The organism is Rhizobium sp. WYCCWR 11146 (assembly GCF_013591995.1).
Lineage (GTDB): Bacteria > Pseudomonadota > Alphaproteobacteria > Rhizobiales > Rhizobiaceae > Rhizobium > Rhizobium indicum.
In genome coordinates this window covers 285631-299057 of sequence record NZ_JACCEY010000022.1, presented here as the reverse complement: position 1 = coordinate 299057, position 13427 = coordinate 285631, and the positions used below count along the sequence as shown (strand labels likewise).

Genomic DNA, 13427 nt, shown 5'->3' with positions numbered 1-13427 from the left:
TCCTATCTCAGCAGCCCGAGTTGCTGCGGCAGCCACAGCGATATAGCGGGCACGAAGGTGATCAGGATCAGCGCCAGGAAGAGCGGCACCAGCCAGGGCAGGATCGCCATGGTCGTGCGTTCGACGGAGAGTTTCGCGACCCTCGACAGCACGAAAAGCACCATGCCGAGCGGCGGGTGCAACAGGCCGATCATCAGGTTCAGCGTCATGATGAGACCGAACTGGACGGGATCGATCCCGAATTTCAGGACGATCGGCAGAAGGATCGGCACGAGGATGGTGATGGCCGCGATCGTATCCAGGAAGCAGCCGACGAAGAGCATCAGCAGGTTCACGAGGATCAGGAAAACCCATTTATTGTCGGTGATCGACAGGATCGCATCGGACAGCAGCTGGGCCGCCTGGCTCACCGTCAGCAACCATGCGAAGACCGATGCCGCGGTGACGATGAAGAGAACGGACGCCGTCGTCTCGATCGTATCGAAACTTGCCTTGGCGAGCGTCGAGGGCGTCATCGTGCGGTAGCGCACCAGACCGAGGAATAGAGACCAGAGGACGGCTGCGACGGCGGCTTCCGTCGGCGTGAACCAGCCCATCGTCATGCCGCCGATCAGGATGACGGGCGTCATCAGCGCCATGACGGCGGAGAAGCGGAAATACCAGTCGAGGGCAAGAAGCAGGGCAAGAGCAATGCCCGCCGCAACATTCATCGATACGCCGGCACGCATCATCAGATAGATGGCCAGTGGCACCGCCAGGACGACGACGATTTCCATCCCCGCCGATAGGAGCTCTCTGACATTAAACGGCGCATCCGAACCCCACCGCTTCTTATAAGCAAAGGCGGCGACCGTGATCATCATCAACAGCGTCATGACGATGCCGGGCAGGATACCCGCCATGAAAAGAGCGCCGATCGAGACGTTCGCCATCATGCCGTAGATCACGAAAGGCAGCGACGGCGGGAAGATCGGGCCGAGCGTTGCCGAGGCCGCCGTCACGCCGACCGCGGCCTCGACTGGATAGCCGTGATCCTTCATCGCCTTGATCTCGATCGTGCCGATGCCGGCCGCATCGGCAAGCGCGGTGCCGGACATGCCGGAGAAGATCACCGAACCGATGATATTGACCTGCGCAAGACCGCCCTTCATCCAGCCGACGAGAGCGACGGCAAAGGAATAGATGCGGCCGGTGACGCCGGCCGAGTTCATCAGGTTGCCCGCGAGGATGAAGAAGGGCACGGCGAGCAGCGGGAAGCTTTCGACGCCGGCGATCATGCGCTGGGCGACGATGATGTCCGGCGCGACGCCATAAAGGACGATGTAGAGCACGGATGCGACCGCCATCGAAATGGCGACGGGCACCCCGATCATCATCAGCACCAGAAACGAACCAAGAAGCAGCAGCATCTGATCAACCCTCGATGGTCTGGAATTCTTCGGGGCGCTCCAGAACGGAGTAGCCGCGGCGCATGTTGGCGATGAAGACGATAACCGCTCGGATCAGCATCAGCACGAAGGCGACGAGAACGGTGTAGAAGACGATGTTGCGCGGCAGGTCGATGGTGACCATCTGCTCGTCCGCTACGATGTCGACGTAACGCCACATCAGGTGGCAGCCATAGGCGAAAAAGCCGATGCGGACGATATCGACGAAAGTGGCGAGCACGCGCGCCAGACCTGCAGGCATATAGTGATAGAACACATCCACCTGGATATGCCGCGAGGTGCGCACGCACATGACGGAACCGAGAAAGACGACACCGATCAGGCAGTTGATCGCAATCTCCTCGGTCCACGCGTAGCTGTCGTTCAGCACATAGCGCGTGAAGAACTGCAGGAAGACGCAACCCGCCATCAGCCAGAAAACGATCAGCGTGATCCAGTCTTCGATGGCATAATCCGAGACGTTTGCCGTCGGCGCGTGCCCTTCGAACTCGTGACCGATTTCTTCGGCCGTGATTTGCGTATGAATTTCTTGCGACATGATCGGCCCTGTTTCAGTTGGGGAAGAAGGGCGCGGCGTGTGGGGCGCGTGCCCTTCGTGTCGACATCGTCTTGCGCTCGGCGGCGCCTGCCCCTCATCCGGCTGCCGCCACCTTCTCCCCGTTTACGGGGGTCCGAAGGACGGGTCGAGACGAGTGGCTCGACCCCGGTAAGGTTAGGGTGAGGGGCAACCGTAGTTGCCAGGCTTTACTGGATCGCGCGGATTGCTTCCCAATCGGCTTTCTCGTAGCCGAAATCCTCGAACTTGACGTTTTCCATCACGGTCTTTTCGAAATCGGCCTTGTCGACCTCGGCGACGTTAAGACCCTTTTCCTTGAAGGTCGCAATGAGGCTGTTTTCCTTGCCGGCGATCGTCTTGCTCGTGCGCTCGGCGGCCTCCTGCATGACCTCGCCGAAGATTTTCTTGTCCTCGTCTGAAAGGCTCGCCCACCGCGTCTTCGAGACCACGGTGTTGAGGTGATCGACGATGTGGCCGGTGAGGATGATGTTCTTCTGGACTTCGTAGAACTTCTTCGCCTCGATAGTCGTCAGCGGGTTTTCCTGTGCCTCGACCGTGCCGTTCTGCAAAGCGAGATAGACTTCGGCAAAGGCGATCGGTGTGGTGTTGGCGCCGCAGGCGCGCGGCATGGCGAGATAGGCCGGAACGTCAGGCACGCGGATCTTCAAGCCCTGCATATCGGCGCATTTGGCAATCGGCTTGTTTGATGTCGTATGGCGCGTGCCGTAATAGCTGACGGCGGCGATGTGGTTGCCGGTCTTGTCTTCATAGCCTTTGGCTAGGCGCTTGAAGACATCGCTCTTGGTGTAGGCGATCAGGTGATCGGGACCGCGGAAGATATAGGGGAAGTAAGTCACGCCGATCGGCTTGTAGTCGCGGGCCGCGAAGCTCGATCCCGAGATGATGATGTCGACCGTCCCAAGCTTGAGGCCTTGGTTGATGTCGGCTTCCTTGCCGAGCTGCGACGCCGGATAGACCTCGATCTTGTAGCGCCCGTCGGTGCGCTTGTTGATCTCTTCTGCCGCCCATACGGAATCCGTGTGGAAGGGCTCTGACGTTTCATAGACATGCGCCCATTTCAGCACTGTCTGGGCCTGCGCTATCGCGCTGCTCGCCATGATCGCGGCTGCAGTGCAAAGTATCGTTGCCAGTCTGCTTTTCATTGCTCTCTCCTCCCGAGCTTGGGTTAAGTCTTGGCAGTTCCTTTCGACGGCCGCTTGTTGCGTCCGCGCTCCTCTTCCCCCGAAAACTCCTCCCCGAAGCTCTCGGAAAACCTCTTCTGCGACATTGTGAGATGGGCGCGCATGGCCGCCTTGGCGCCAGCGGCATCGCCGGCGGCGATCGCGTCGCGAATGGCGCGATGCTCGTCCAGGGCGCTGCGCCATGTCGTTGGCCCCTCGAAGTGGCTGGCAAGTCTTGCGAAATAGGGGGTCATGCGCATGTCGAACATTTCGCCCGTGACGCGGATCAATGTCGCATTCCCAATGATGGCGGCAATGCCGGTGTGGAAGGCGCGATCGGCATCGAGCACTGCGATTGCATCGTTGACCACGCCACCCATGCGCGTCAGAGCTTCATCCAGCAGAGCGATATCGTCCGGTTTGGCACGACCGGCAGCTTCTTCGGCGATGGCGCATTCGATGAGGGCGCGCGCCTGCAGCAGCTCGAACGGCCCCTCCACCGGTTCGCGCTCGGCCCCAGTGACGGCCGCAGCATGCTGGCGCACCACATAGATGCCGGATCCCATGCGGATGTTGACGAGGCCTTCCACCTCCAGGACGATCAGCGCCTCGCGGACGGTCGGGCGTGAAACCGACAATTGCTCCGCAAGGTCGCGCTCGGCCGGCAGCCGCTGACCGACGGCAAGCTCGCCGCTTGCGATCATCAAGCGAATCTGATCCGCGACCTGCCTATAAAGACGGCGCGATTCAACAGGCGAAAACATCGTGGCCTCCCTAGACGAGCTTCTCCTCAAGCGCGCAGCTGGTCAACTGGCCTGACCAATTCAGGCATAGATATCACCGGAGGAGTTGTGCGTCAATCCGCCGCATAAACTCAAAACGAGAGTTCGCAGCATAGGCCGAGCAGGCATGCAAAAAACCCCGCTGAGGCGGGGTTCTTCGCGAAGGGAATAATCAGTTGTTATGCGCGGCGCAGGCCTCATCCATCGGCGTAGCGTTGCTTGTGCCGCCCTGCGTCTGAAGATTGTCGGAGTTGTTGACCGGATTGGGGCATTTGGGCCTGTCGGCTTTCATTGTGCCGGTAGTCGTGGAGCCGGTCGTGGTGGTATCGGTCGCCATCGGCTTTTTGGCCTTCATATCGCCGCTTGCACCGCTACCCTGATCGGCCTGGTTTTTATCGATCGTGGCGCCGGCTGGTGCCGGATTGGACTGGGCGAAAGCAGACGTGGCCATGCCGATGGCGAGAAGCGAAGCTGCTATGAGTTTCATACGCATCCTGATGTCCTCCTTGGGATCTTTGCGTGATCAGGCAGAACCTCGCCGACACCTCATTGTTCCGCATTTTCTGCTTACAAACATCCCATAGGCTCTGGAGCCCGGTCGCGACCAAGGATCAAGGGTGAGGCAGAGTCAGGAAGTGAGTGATGGCCAGGCGTGCCGGCCAGTGGCGACCGAGATCGTGAAGGTTACTTCGCGTAAAGCGCACGCGAGCGCTCGAGATGCTTGAGGAGTGCCGTTTCCGAGCCATCGACGTCGTTTGCGGCCAGGCGGTCGACGATTTCGTCGTGTTCGGCGAGCGTGAATTTTTCCTTGCCGGTCCAGATCAGCATCTCGGTATGATATTCCTTCAGCCAGGCAAGCATGGCTTCGCTGACGGCGATGTAGATCGGGTTGCCTGATATCTGCGCGATGCGGGTGTGAAACTCCATGTCCGCGTCGATGAACTCTTCGGCCCGCCCAAGCGACATTCGCTGGCGTTCGATAACGTTCCTGAGGTCGGCGATGTCATTTGCGGAGGCGCGCTGCGCGGCCTCGCGCGCCATGCCCCGCTCGAAGAAGATGCGCGCGCTCTTCAAATATTCCAGCGAGTCCGACGATTGCGACAGCATGATCTTGGCGGTGAGATCGACCTGGCGGAATATCGATTTTGCCGTCAGCCGGAGGACCTTCGCCCGCTCGCCATGCGAAATGCTGACCAGACCTTTGTTGGCAAGGGATTGCATGGCCTCCCTGATCGCCGGCCGGCCGACGCCGAAGCGTTCCATCAGCACCCGCTCGGAGGGCATTTCGTCGCCGGGCTGAAGCTCGCCGGAGGTAATCATTCGTTCAAGTCGATCAAACACTTCGTCAGAGAGTTTCCGGCGGACGATTTGTTCGAGGGGCTGGGTCATCACATCTCGCTGGCTCAAAATGTTTTCTCCTAACAGTTTCCGTGTCGAGAACAAAGCTGTCGGCGAAAATTTGCGGATCCGAAGATTCTACTTTTCATCAGTTGGAATACTCATTATACCAGATCACGAGTTGACGCCATGGCAATCTGCGTGGCGAGAGGAGCAACCGCCAGTTTCATGATGATCACCCTGACCTATCGTATTGAAACACCCGGCAGCGTCGAGGCGATGGCGGAAAAGGTCGCGAGCGACCAGTCGACCGGAACCTTCGTGCCCGTCCCCGGCGAGACCGAAGAGCTGAAATCGCGTGTCGCCGCCCGCGTGTTGGCGATCCGTCCGCTCGAAGGCGCCCGTCATCCGACTTGGCCCGAGGTCGCTCCCGGCACGCTGCTTCATCGCGCCGATGTCGACATCGCCTTTCCACTGGACGCGATCGGGACAGACCTTGCGGCATTGATGACCATTGCGATCGGTGGCGTCTATTCCATCAAGGGCATGACCGGCATCCGCATCGTCGACATGACGCTGCCCGACGCCTTCAAAAGCGCGCATCCCGGACCGCAGTTCGGCATCCCTGGAAGCCGCCGCCTCACCGGCGTCGAAGGCCGGCCCATCATCGGAACGATCGTCAAGCCGGCGCTTGGCCTCAGACCGCACGAAACGGCTGAACTCGTCGGCGAGCTGATCTCATCCGGCGTCGACTTCATCAAGGATGACGAAAAACTGATGAGCCCGGCCTATTCGCCGCTCAAGGACCGCGTTGCGGCGATCATGCCGCGCATTCTCGATCACGAGCAGAAGACCGGCAAGAAGGTCATGTATGCCTTCGGCATCTCACATGCCGACCCCGACGAGATGATGCGCAACCACGACATCGTGGCTGCGGCCGGCGGCAACTGCGCCGTCGTCAATATCAACTCGATCGGCTTCGGCGGCATGAGCTTTCTGCGCAAGCGCTCCAATCTGGTGCTGCACGCGCATCGAAACGGTTGGGATGTGCTGACGCGCGATCCGGGCGCCGGCATGGACTTCAAGGTCTACCAGCAATTCTGGCGGCTGCTCGGGGTCGATCAGTTTCAGATCAACGGTATCAGGGTCAAGTATTGGGAACCGGACGACAGCTTCGTCTCGTCCTTCAAGGCCGTCAGCACGCCGCTGTTTAATGCCTCCGATTGCCCGCTTCCGGTTGCCGGCTCGGGTCAGTGGGGAGGACAAGCGCCGGAGACCTACAAGCGGACCGGCCGCACCGTCGATCTTCTCTATCTCTGCGGCGGCGGCATCGTCAGCCATCCCGGCGGCCCGGCGGCCGGCGTTCGGGCCGTGCAGCAGGCCTGGCAGGCCGCAGTCGCGGACATCCCGTTGGAGACCTACGCGAAAGATCATCCGGAGCTTGCAGCTTCGATTGCAAAATTCAGCGACGGCAAGGGCGCGTGACCGCGATGGATGGACCTCTCGTCAGCTATTACGGGGATGACTTTACCGGTTCCACCGATGTCATGGAGGCGCTGGCCTCGAACGGTGTGTCGACCGTGCTCTTCCTCGACGTTCCCACGCCGGAACTGATTGTGCGCTTTAAAGATTGCCGCGCGATCGGCATTGCCGGAACAAGCCGCAGCGAGACCCCCGCATGGATGCAAGAACACCTTGCGCGCGCTTTCGAGTGGCTGAATTCGCTTGGCGCTGACATCTGCCACTACAAGGTCTGCTCGACCTTCGATTCCAGCCCCGAAATCGGCAATATCGGCAAGGCGATTGAAATCGGCCGATCGGTATTCGGGCAATCCGTCGTGCCCGTCATCGTCGGCGCGCCGCAATTGAAGCGCTACACGGCATTCGGCAATCTCTTTGCCGCTTACCAGGGCCGGATCTTTCGCATCGACCGCCATCCTGTCATGAGCCGCCATCCGGTCACCCCGATGGACGAGGCGGACCTTGCGGTGCACCTGTCGAAGCAGACCCGCCTCCCCGTCCTGGTCGCCGATCTTATCGCCATCACCGCGACGGACGCAGATACGCGGATCGACGAACTGGCGTCGGGTTCGGAAGGGATCCTGCTCATCGATGTCGATTCCGACGCGACGCAGGAGGCCGCGGGTCGGCAGTTGCTTCGTGCCACCGGCCGTTCCGGAAGCTTCGTCGCCGGCTCCTCGGGTGTCGAATATGCCCTGCTCAGCGCGTGGCGGCGGAGCGGTTTCATCGGCGCGAACAGCGCCGAGTTTCCCGATATCGGCCCGGTCGATCGCCTCGCCGTCGTCTCGGGCAGCGTATCGCCAACGACCGAGCGCCAGATCCGGACGGCTGTCGAGAACGGCTTCGAGAGTATCGCGCTCGATCCGCTTGCACTGGTCTCGGAGCACGGCGAAGGCGCGGTGGATTCGGCGGTCGAGGCCGGCATCCAGATGCTCCGGCAAGGCAAGAGCGTCATCCTCTATACCGCGCTTGGACCGTCCGCAGACCGCGGCACCGACATCGACAGGCTTCCGGGTGCGCGTCACCGGCTCGGCAGCGCGCTCGGCACGATCTTGCGCCGCCTGGTCGAGAGCGAAGCACTTTCACGTGCGGTCGTCGCCGGCGGCGACACATCCAGTCACGCACTGAGACAGTTGAAGATCGACGCGCTGACGACGCTTCTTCCGCTGCCCCAGACGCCGGGTTCTCCGCTTTGCCTTGCGCATGGCGACTATCAGCCGACCAACGGCCTGCAGATCGCGCTCAAAGGCGGTCAGGTCGGGACGGACGGCTATTTCACGCAGATCCGCGATGGAAGGAAACACTGATGGTTTCCCCGATCCGGCTTGGCGCAGAAAAACGTGTGGATCATATGAATTAAGTGATATGGTGATTGACTCATCATACCAGTATATGATCCTATCCAGAAACGGAAAAGGTGAGGAAAACATGACTAAGATTGCCCTCTTCGGCGCAGGCGGGAAAATGGGATACCGGCTCGCCAAAAATCTCAAAGGCTCGCGTTTCCAAGTGCGCCATGTCGAGGTGAGCGACGCAGGCAAGGTCCGTTTGAAGAATGATCTCGGTGTCGATTGCGTACCAGTCGATGTCGGGCTCGACGGCGCCGACGTGGTGATCCTGGCCGTGCCGGACACGGCGATCGGCAAAGTCGCGGCAGGCATCGTTGACAAGCTCGCATCAGGCACCATGGTGATCGCGCTGGACGCTGCGGCTCCCTTTGCCGGCCACCTGCCGAAGCGTGACGATCTCACCTATTTCGTCACCCATCCCTGCCATCCGCCGATCTTCAACGACGAGACGGACATGCAGGCGAAGAAGGACCACTTCGGCGGCCTCTTCGCCAAGCAGCATATCGTTTCGGCGCTCATGCAGGGTCCGGAAAGCGCCTACGCGCTCGGTGAGGAGATCGCCAAGCTGATCTGGGCCCCGGTCATGCGCTCGCACCGGGTCACGGTCGATCAGCTTGCCATGCTCGAACCGGGTTTGTCGGAAACCGTCTGCGCATCGCTGCTCGTCGTCATGCGGCAGGCCATGGATGAATGCGTGGCACGCGGCGTGCCGGAACAGGCCGCCCGCGACTTCCTGCTCGGCCATATGAACGTGCTCGGCGCGGTCATCTTCAAGGAAGTCGACGGCGTGTTTTCGGATGCCTGCAACAAGGCGATCGAGTTCGGCATCCCGGCGCTGATGCGCGACGACTGGAAAAAGGTATTCGAACCGCAGGAGATCGCCGAAAGCATCCGGCGCATCACCTGAACCGGCTTGGGGAGGTAAACCCTCCCCCTCAACCGCCCCAGGGAGAAGGGGCTTTAGTCACAACAGGGAGGAAAATATGAAACTGACGCGCAGACTGACACTTGCAGCTTTTGCTGGCGCACTGGCGCTTGGAACGGCTCTTCCGGCCTTTTCGGCCGATCTCATCGCCATCATCACGCCGGCGCACGACAACCCCTTCTTCAAGGCCGAAGCCGTCGGCGCCGAAGCCAAGGCGAAAGAGCTCGGCTACGAGACGTTGCTCATGACGCATGACGACGACGCCAACAAGCAGTCCGAAATGATCGACACGGCGATCGGGCGCGGCGCCAAGGCGATCATCCTCGACAATGCCGGAGCCGATGCCTCCGTCGCCGCCGTCAAGAAGGCGAAGGATGCAGGCATCCCTTCCTTCCTGATCGACCGCGAAATCAACGCGACCGGCGTTGCCGTCGCCCAGATCGTCTCGAACAACTATCAGGGCGCCCAGCTCGGGGCGCAGGAATTCGTCAAGCTGATGGGCGAGAAGGGCAATTACGTCGAACTGGTGGGCAAGGAGTCCGACACCAATGCCGGCATCCGCTCGCAAGGCTATCATGACGTCATCGACGACTATCCGGATCTGAAGTCCGTTGCCAAGCAGTCGGCCAACTGGAGCCAGACGGAAGCCTATTCGAAGATGGAAACCATCCTCCAGGCAAATCCCGACATCAAGGGCGTCATTTCAGGCAATGACACCATGGCCATGGGCGCGATCGCTGCGCTGCAGGCCGCCGGCCGCAAGGACGTGATTGTCGTCGGCTTCGATGGCTCCAACGACGTGCGCGACTCCATCAAGTCGGGCGGCATCAAGGCAACGGTCCTGCAGCCCGCCTATGCGCAGGCCCAGTTGGCAGTGGAACAGGCAGATGCCTACATCAAGAACAAGACGACGCCAAAGGAAGAGAAGCAGTTGATGGATTGCGTTCTCATCAATGCCGACAATGCCGGCAAGCTCGAAACCTTCGCCCTGACGAACTGATCAGCCGCGAATTGCGGAGGGCGCAGCGCTGCGCCCTCCGTAATGCATTTTGCAAGACGTCGAGGTTTAAAGCATGTTGAGAGTGAAGGGCGCCCTGCTCGCTGCCGTCGTGGCGGCCGCCTTGCCCGGTTGCAAGATCATCAAGACGCCGACGGCTGAGGAAAAGGCGGCGGCAGCGGCCAAGACCGCCTTCGATCCGAATGCCAAGGTCGAGGCAATCTGGCAGTCCGAGGCGGTGCCTTATTTCGAAAAGCGCGCCGGCGACCTCAAGGACGTCATGCAATTGGCCGCCTCCAGCCCCGACGCCGCAGGCGAGAAATACGGTAATCCCCGCAAGCAGAGCAGCTCGCCATGGACCTATGCGGTGAAGATCACCGGCAAGGTTGTCGCGGCCGATACAGGCTCGCGCGCGGCAACGCTCGATGTCGACGCCGATGGCGACGGCAAGGCCGACGCCAAGGTCCAGATCGGCCCGGCGCTGCGCGGCACGGCGCTGCGCGACACGTTGGAGTTCGTCAATTTCAACGAATTCAAGAACCAGATCGAATGGGCGCAGTTCGGCAAAGCCTTCAACGAGAAGGCCAATACCACCTTTCTCTCCGCCATCCCGCGTGAGGGCCTCGCCGGCAAGACGGTGACCGCGATCGGCGCTTTTCCGCTGCCGAAAAGCGGCGAGCTGCCGCTCGTCACGCCCTCGGAACTGAAGGTCGGCCCATGACCACGGGAGAGGCACAAAAGGACGACATCATCCTGCGCCTCGACGAGGTGTCGAAGGTCTATTCTGGCATCGTCGCCGTCAAGCGCGCCAATCTCGAGCTTCGCCGCGGCGCAGTGAACGTCCTTGTCGGCGAAAACGGTGCAGGCAAGTCGACGCTGATGAAGATCATCGCCGGTGTCGAACGTCCAACGCTCGGCCGCATCATTCTGGACGGCAAGCCCATATCCTTCGACAGCCCGGCGCACGCGCAGGCGCACGGCATCGGCATGATCTTCCAGGAACTCAATCTCTTCGCCAACATGTCGGTCGCTGAGAATATCTTCACCACGCGTGAGATCACACGCGGCATCCTCGGCATCGATCACAAGGCACAAGTGCAAAAGGCCAATGCCTTTTTGAAGCGTCTCGATGCCGGCATCGAGGCCGGCACGATGGTCGAGGATTTGCCGATCGGCCAGCAGCAGCTCGTCGAGATCGCCAAGGCGATGTCGTTGAATGCCCGGATCCTGATCATGGACGAGCCGACGTCGGCGCTTTCGGCAGCCGAAGTCGAGATCCTGTTCAAGGTGATCGCGGAACTGAAGGCCCAGGGTGTGGCAATCGTCTATATCTCGCACCGGCTCGAAGAGCTGATGCGGATCGGCGATTACATCACGGTGCTGCGTGACGGCCAGGTCACCGGCGAGGCGATGGTCCGCGACATCGACACGCGCTGGATCGTGCGCTCCATGATCGGCTCGGATGCCAAGGATTTTGCAAAATCCGTGGACCACGCCGTCGGAGCCGAGGTCTTTCGCGCCGAAAACATCAGTCTGCCGCGGCCGACGGGTGGGCTTTCTGTCAACGATGTCTCGCTGTCGGTCAGGGCAGGTGAAATCCTCGGCATCTACGGCCTGATGGGGGCCGGGCGCAGCGAATTCTTCGAATGCGTGATCGGGCGGCACACACACTCGACCGGCAAGATCTTCATCGACGGCAAGCATGTTCGCGCCCGCGACACCACGCGGCGCATCCGCCGTGGCCTTGCGCTCATTCCGGAAGATCGGCAGCGGGAAGGTCTGGTCCAGGTGCTCTCGATCGCCTCCAACCTGACGCTGGCGAGTCTTGGCCGCTTCACCCGGCTCTTCCATATCAACAGGGGTGCGGAGAAGAGTGCCATTCGCGATGCAATCCGCGATCTTTCGATCAAGGCGCCGAACCCGGATTTCGAGGTGACCTCGATGTCGGGCGGCAACCAGCAGAAGGTCGTCATCGGTAAGGCGTTGATGACCAATCCGAAGGTGCTTCTGATGGACGAGCCGAGCCGTGGCATCGATGTCGGTGCCAAGGCCGACGTCTTTCGCACCATGCGGCGGCTGGCGGCAAACGGGCTCGCCATTCTGTTTTCGACTTCCGACCTCGAAGAGGTCATGGCGCTTTCCGATCGCATCGCGGTCTTGAGCAACGGCCAGCTGATCGCCGTCTTCGACCGCAACGAGGCCACGGAAGAAGCCATTATCGCGGCTTCGGCCAAGGGACACGGACATCAAGGGAAACTCGCGTCATGATGGCGGCTACATCAACCACTCTTGCGCCGAAGGGCGCCAACGGCTCAGCGCTTCTGACGCTGATGAAGCTCAGGACGTTCATCGCGCTATTCGCGGTCATCATCTTCTTTGCGATCTTCGCCCCGAACTTCACCTCGACGGCGAACATGATCCTGATGTCGAAGCATGTGGCGCTGAACGCCTTCCTGGCGATGGGCATGACCTTCGTCATCATCACCGGCGGCATCGATCTCTCGGTCGGATCGATCGTCGGGCTTTGCGGCATGGTCGCCGGCGGCCTGATCCTTTACGGCATCGAATTGCCGATCGGCTACACGATCTTTTTTAATCTCTTCGAGATCGTGCTGATCACCTTGTCGATCGGCTTGCTTATCGGTCTGATCAACGGCCTGCTGATCACCAAGCTCAACGTCGCGCCCTTCATTGCCACACTCGGCACGCTCTATATCGCCCGCGGCCTCGCTTTGCTGTCGTCGGACGGCCAGACGTTTCCGAACCTTGTCGGCCGGCCTGAATATGCCACGACCGGCTTCGATTTCTTCGGCGCGGGGCGCATCCTCGGTCTGCCGGTATCGATCTGGATTCTGATCGTGCTTGCGCTGCTGGCCGCCTATGTCGCCCGCTCGACGCCGATCGGCCGTCACATCTTCGCCGTCGGCGGCAATGAGCGGGCCGCGCGCATGTCCGGTATCCGGGTCGATGTCGTGAAGATCTTCGTCTACATGTTCTCCGGACTTTGCGCCGCCATCGTCGGCGTCATCATCTCCTCCGAACTGATGGCAGCCCATCCGGCGACCGGTGAAAGTTTCGAACTCAATGCGATTGCCGCAGCCGTGCTTGGCGGCACCTCGATGTCGGGCGGACGCGGCACGATCGGCGGCACGATCATCGGCGCCTTCGTCATCGGCATCCTCTCCGACGGATTGGTGATGATGGGCGTTTCCTCCTTCTGGCAGATGGTCATCAAGGGCCTCGTCATCATCATTGCTGTCGTCGTCGACCAGGCCCAGCGCCGCCTGCAGCAGCGCGTTACCCTCATGCAGATGGCAAAGGCAGGTTGAG

The 13427-nt window shown here is 60.8% G+C and carries 13 protein-coding genes; 7 read left to right on the top strand and 6 right to left on the bottom strand.

From position 1 onward, the window contains the following. Positions 1-2 precede the first annotated feature (2 nt). The 6 genes from HX899_RS17440 to HX899_RS17415 form a co-directional block, all read right to left on the bottom strand. Positions 3-1409, bottom strand: a complete 1407-nt coding sequence (locus HX899_RS17440; protein WP_181292938.1) for a TRAP transporter large permease — start codon at positions 1407-1409, stop codon at positions 3-5. Between the two features lie 4 nt (positions 1410-1413). Continuing rightward, positions 1414-1986: a TRAP transporter small permease gene (locus HX899_RS17435; protein WP_062940955.1), complete on the bottom strand. Its 573-nt coding sequence runs from the start codon at positions 1984-1986 to the stop codon at positions 1414-1416. Positions 1987-2192: 206 nt separating this feature from the next. Beyond that, positions 2193-3167 carry a sialic acid TRAP transporter substrate-binding protein SiaP gene (locus tag HX899_RS17430; RefSeq protein ID WP_094087986.1) on the bottom strand — a complete coding sequence of 325 codons (975 nt, stop codon included), beginning with the start codon at positions 3165-3167 and terminating at the stop codon, positions 2193-2195. Positions 3168-3190: 23 nt separating this feature from the next. Beyond that, complete coding sequence (locus HX899_RS17425) at positions 3191-3949, bottom strand: FadR/GntR family transcriptional regulator (RefSeq protein ID WP_181292937.1); 759 nt, start codon at positions 3947-3949, stop codon at positions 3191-3193. Positions 3950-4139: 190 nt separating this feature from the next. Then, positions 4140-4460, bottom strand: coding sequence for a hypothetical protein (locus HX899_RS17420; protein WP_180196104.1), 321 nt, complete (start codon positions 4458-4460; stop codon positions 4140-4142). 191 nt (positions 4461-4651) lie between these two features. Beyond that, the gene (locus HX899_RS17415; RefSeq protein ID WP_180196130.1) at positions 4652-5356 is read right to left on the bottom strand and encodes a transcriptional regulator NanR; all 705 of its coding nucleotides are present in this window, start codon (positions 5354-5356) and stop codon (positions 4652-4654) included. Between the two features lie 177 nt (positions 5357-5533). On the opposite strand from HX899_RS17415, the gene oiaX reads away from it, so the two are divergent. From oiaX to HX899_RS17380, 7 genes are all read left to right on the top strand, one after another. After that, a complete protein-coding gene (gene oiaX, locus HX899_RS17410) occupies positions 5534-6790 on the top strand; it encodes a 3-oxo-isoapionate-4-phosphate decarboxylase OiaX (protein ID WP_181292936.1) in 1257 nt (418 codons plus the stop codon). 5 nt (positions 6791-6795) lie between these two features. Beyond that, positions 6796-8133: a four-carbon acid sugar kinase family protein gene (locus HX899_RS17405; RefSeq protein WP_181292957.1), complete on the top strand. Its 1338-nt coding sequence runs from the start codon at positions 6796-6798 to the stop codon at positions 8131-8133. Positions 8134-8254: 121 nt separating this feature from the next. Further along, the gene (locus HX899_RS17400; protein ID WP_180196106.1) at positions 8255-9082 is read left to right on the top strand and encodes a phosphogluconate dehydrogenase C-terminal domain-containing protein; all 828 of its coding nucleotides are present in this window, start codon (positions 8255-8257) and stop codon (positions 9080-9082) included. A gap of 76 nt (positions 9083-9158) precedes the next feature. After that, the gene (locus HX899_RS17395) at positions 9159-10100 is read left to right on the top strand and encodes a D-ribose ABC transporter substrate-binding protein (protein ID WP_003550404.1); all 942 of its coding nucleotides are present in this window, start codon (positions 9159-9161) and stop codon (positions 10098-10100) included. A gap of 73 nt (positions 10101-10173) precedes the next feature. Then, positions 10174-10818, top strand: a complete 645-nt coding sequence (locus HX899_RS17390) for a DUF2291 family protein (RefSeq protein WP_138330806.1) — start codon at positions 10174-10176, stop codon at positions 10816-10818. Next, the gene (locus tag HX899_RS17385) at positions 10815-12365 is read left to right on the top strand and encodes a sugar ABC transporter ATP-binding protein (RefSeq protein WP_181292935.1); all 1551 of its coding nucleotides are present in this window, start codon (positions 10815-10817) and stop codon (positions 12363-12365) included. The genes HX899_RS17390 and HX899_RS17385 overlap by 4 nt, the downstream gene beginning before the upstream one ends. Further along, a complete protein-coding gene (locus HX899_RS17380) occupies positions 12362-13426 on the top strand; it encodes an ABC transporter permease (protein WP_138330804.1) in 1065 nt (354 codons plus the stop codon). Before HX899_RS17385 ends, HX899_RS17380 begins: the two co-directional genes overlap by 4 nt. The last annotated feature ends 1 nt before the right edge of the window (position 13427 follow it).

Excerpts from the sequence above, each read along its gene's own strand:
- HX899_RS17440 (WP_181292938.1), bottom strand. The coding sequence starts at position 1,409 with ATGCTGCTGCTTCTTGGTTCGTTTCTGGTGCTGATGATGATCGGGGTG.
- HX899_RS17435 (WP_062940955.1), bottom strand. The coding sequence starts at position 1,986 with ATGTCGCAAGAAATTCATACGCAAATCACGGCCGAAGAAATCGGTCAC.
- HX899_RS17430 (WP_094087986.1), bottom strand. The coding sequence starts at position 3,167 with ATGAAAAGCAGACTGGCAACGATACTTTGCACTGCAGCCGCGATCATG.
- HX899_RS17425 (WP_181292937.1), bottom strand. The coding sequence starts at position 3,949 with ATGTTTTCGCCTGTTGAATCGCGCCGTCTTTATAGGCAGGTCGCGGAT.
- HX899_RS17420 (WP_180196104.1), bottom strand. The coding sequence starts at position 4,460 with ATGCGTATGAAACTCATAGCAGCTTCGCTTCTCGCCATCGGCATGGCC.
- HX899_RS17415 (WP_180196130.1), bottom strand. The coding sequence starts at position 5,356 with ATGACCCAGCCCCTCGAACAAATCGTCCGCCGGAAACTCTCTGACGAA.
- oiaX (WP_181292936.1), top strand. The coding sequence starts at position 5,534 with ATGATGATCACCCTGACCTATCGTATTGAAACACCCGGCAGCGTCGAG.
- HX899_RS17405 (WP_181292957.1), top strand. The coding sequence starts at position 6,796 with ATGGATGGACCTCTCGTCAGCTATTACGGGGATGACTTTACCGGTTCC.
- HX899_RS17400 (WP_180196106.1), top strand. The coding sequence starts at position 8,255 with ATGACTAAGATTGCCCTCTTCGGCGCAGGCGGGAAAATGGGATACCGG.
- HX899_RS17395 (WP_003550404.1), top strand. The coding sequence starts at position 9,159 with ATGAAACTGACGCGCAGACTGACACTTGCAGCTTTTGCTGGCGCACTG.
- HX899_RS17390 (WP_138330806.1), top strand. The coding sequence starts at position 10,174 with ATGTTGAGAGTGAAGGGCGCCCTGCTCGCTGCCGTCGTGGCGGCCGCC.
- HX899_RS17385 (WP_181292935.1), top strand. The coding sequence starts at position 10,815 with ATGACCACGGGAGAGGCACAAAAGGACGACATCATCCTGCGCCTCGAC.
- HX899_RS17380 (WP_138330804.1), top strand. The coding sequence starts at position 12,362 with ATGATGGCGGCTACATCAACCACTCTTGCGCCGAAGGGCGCCAACGGC.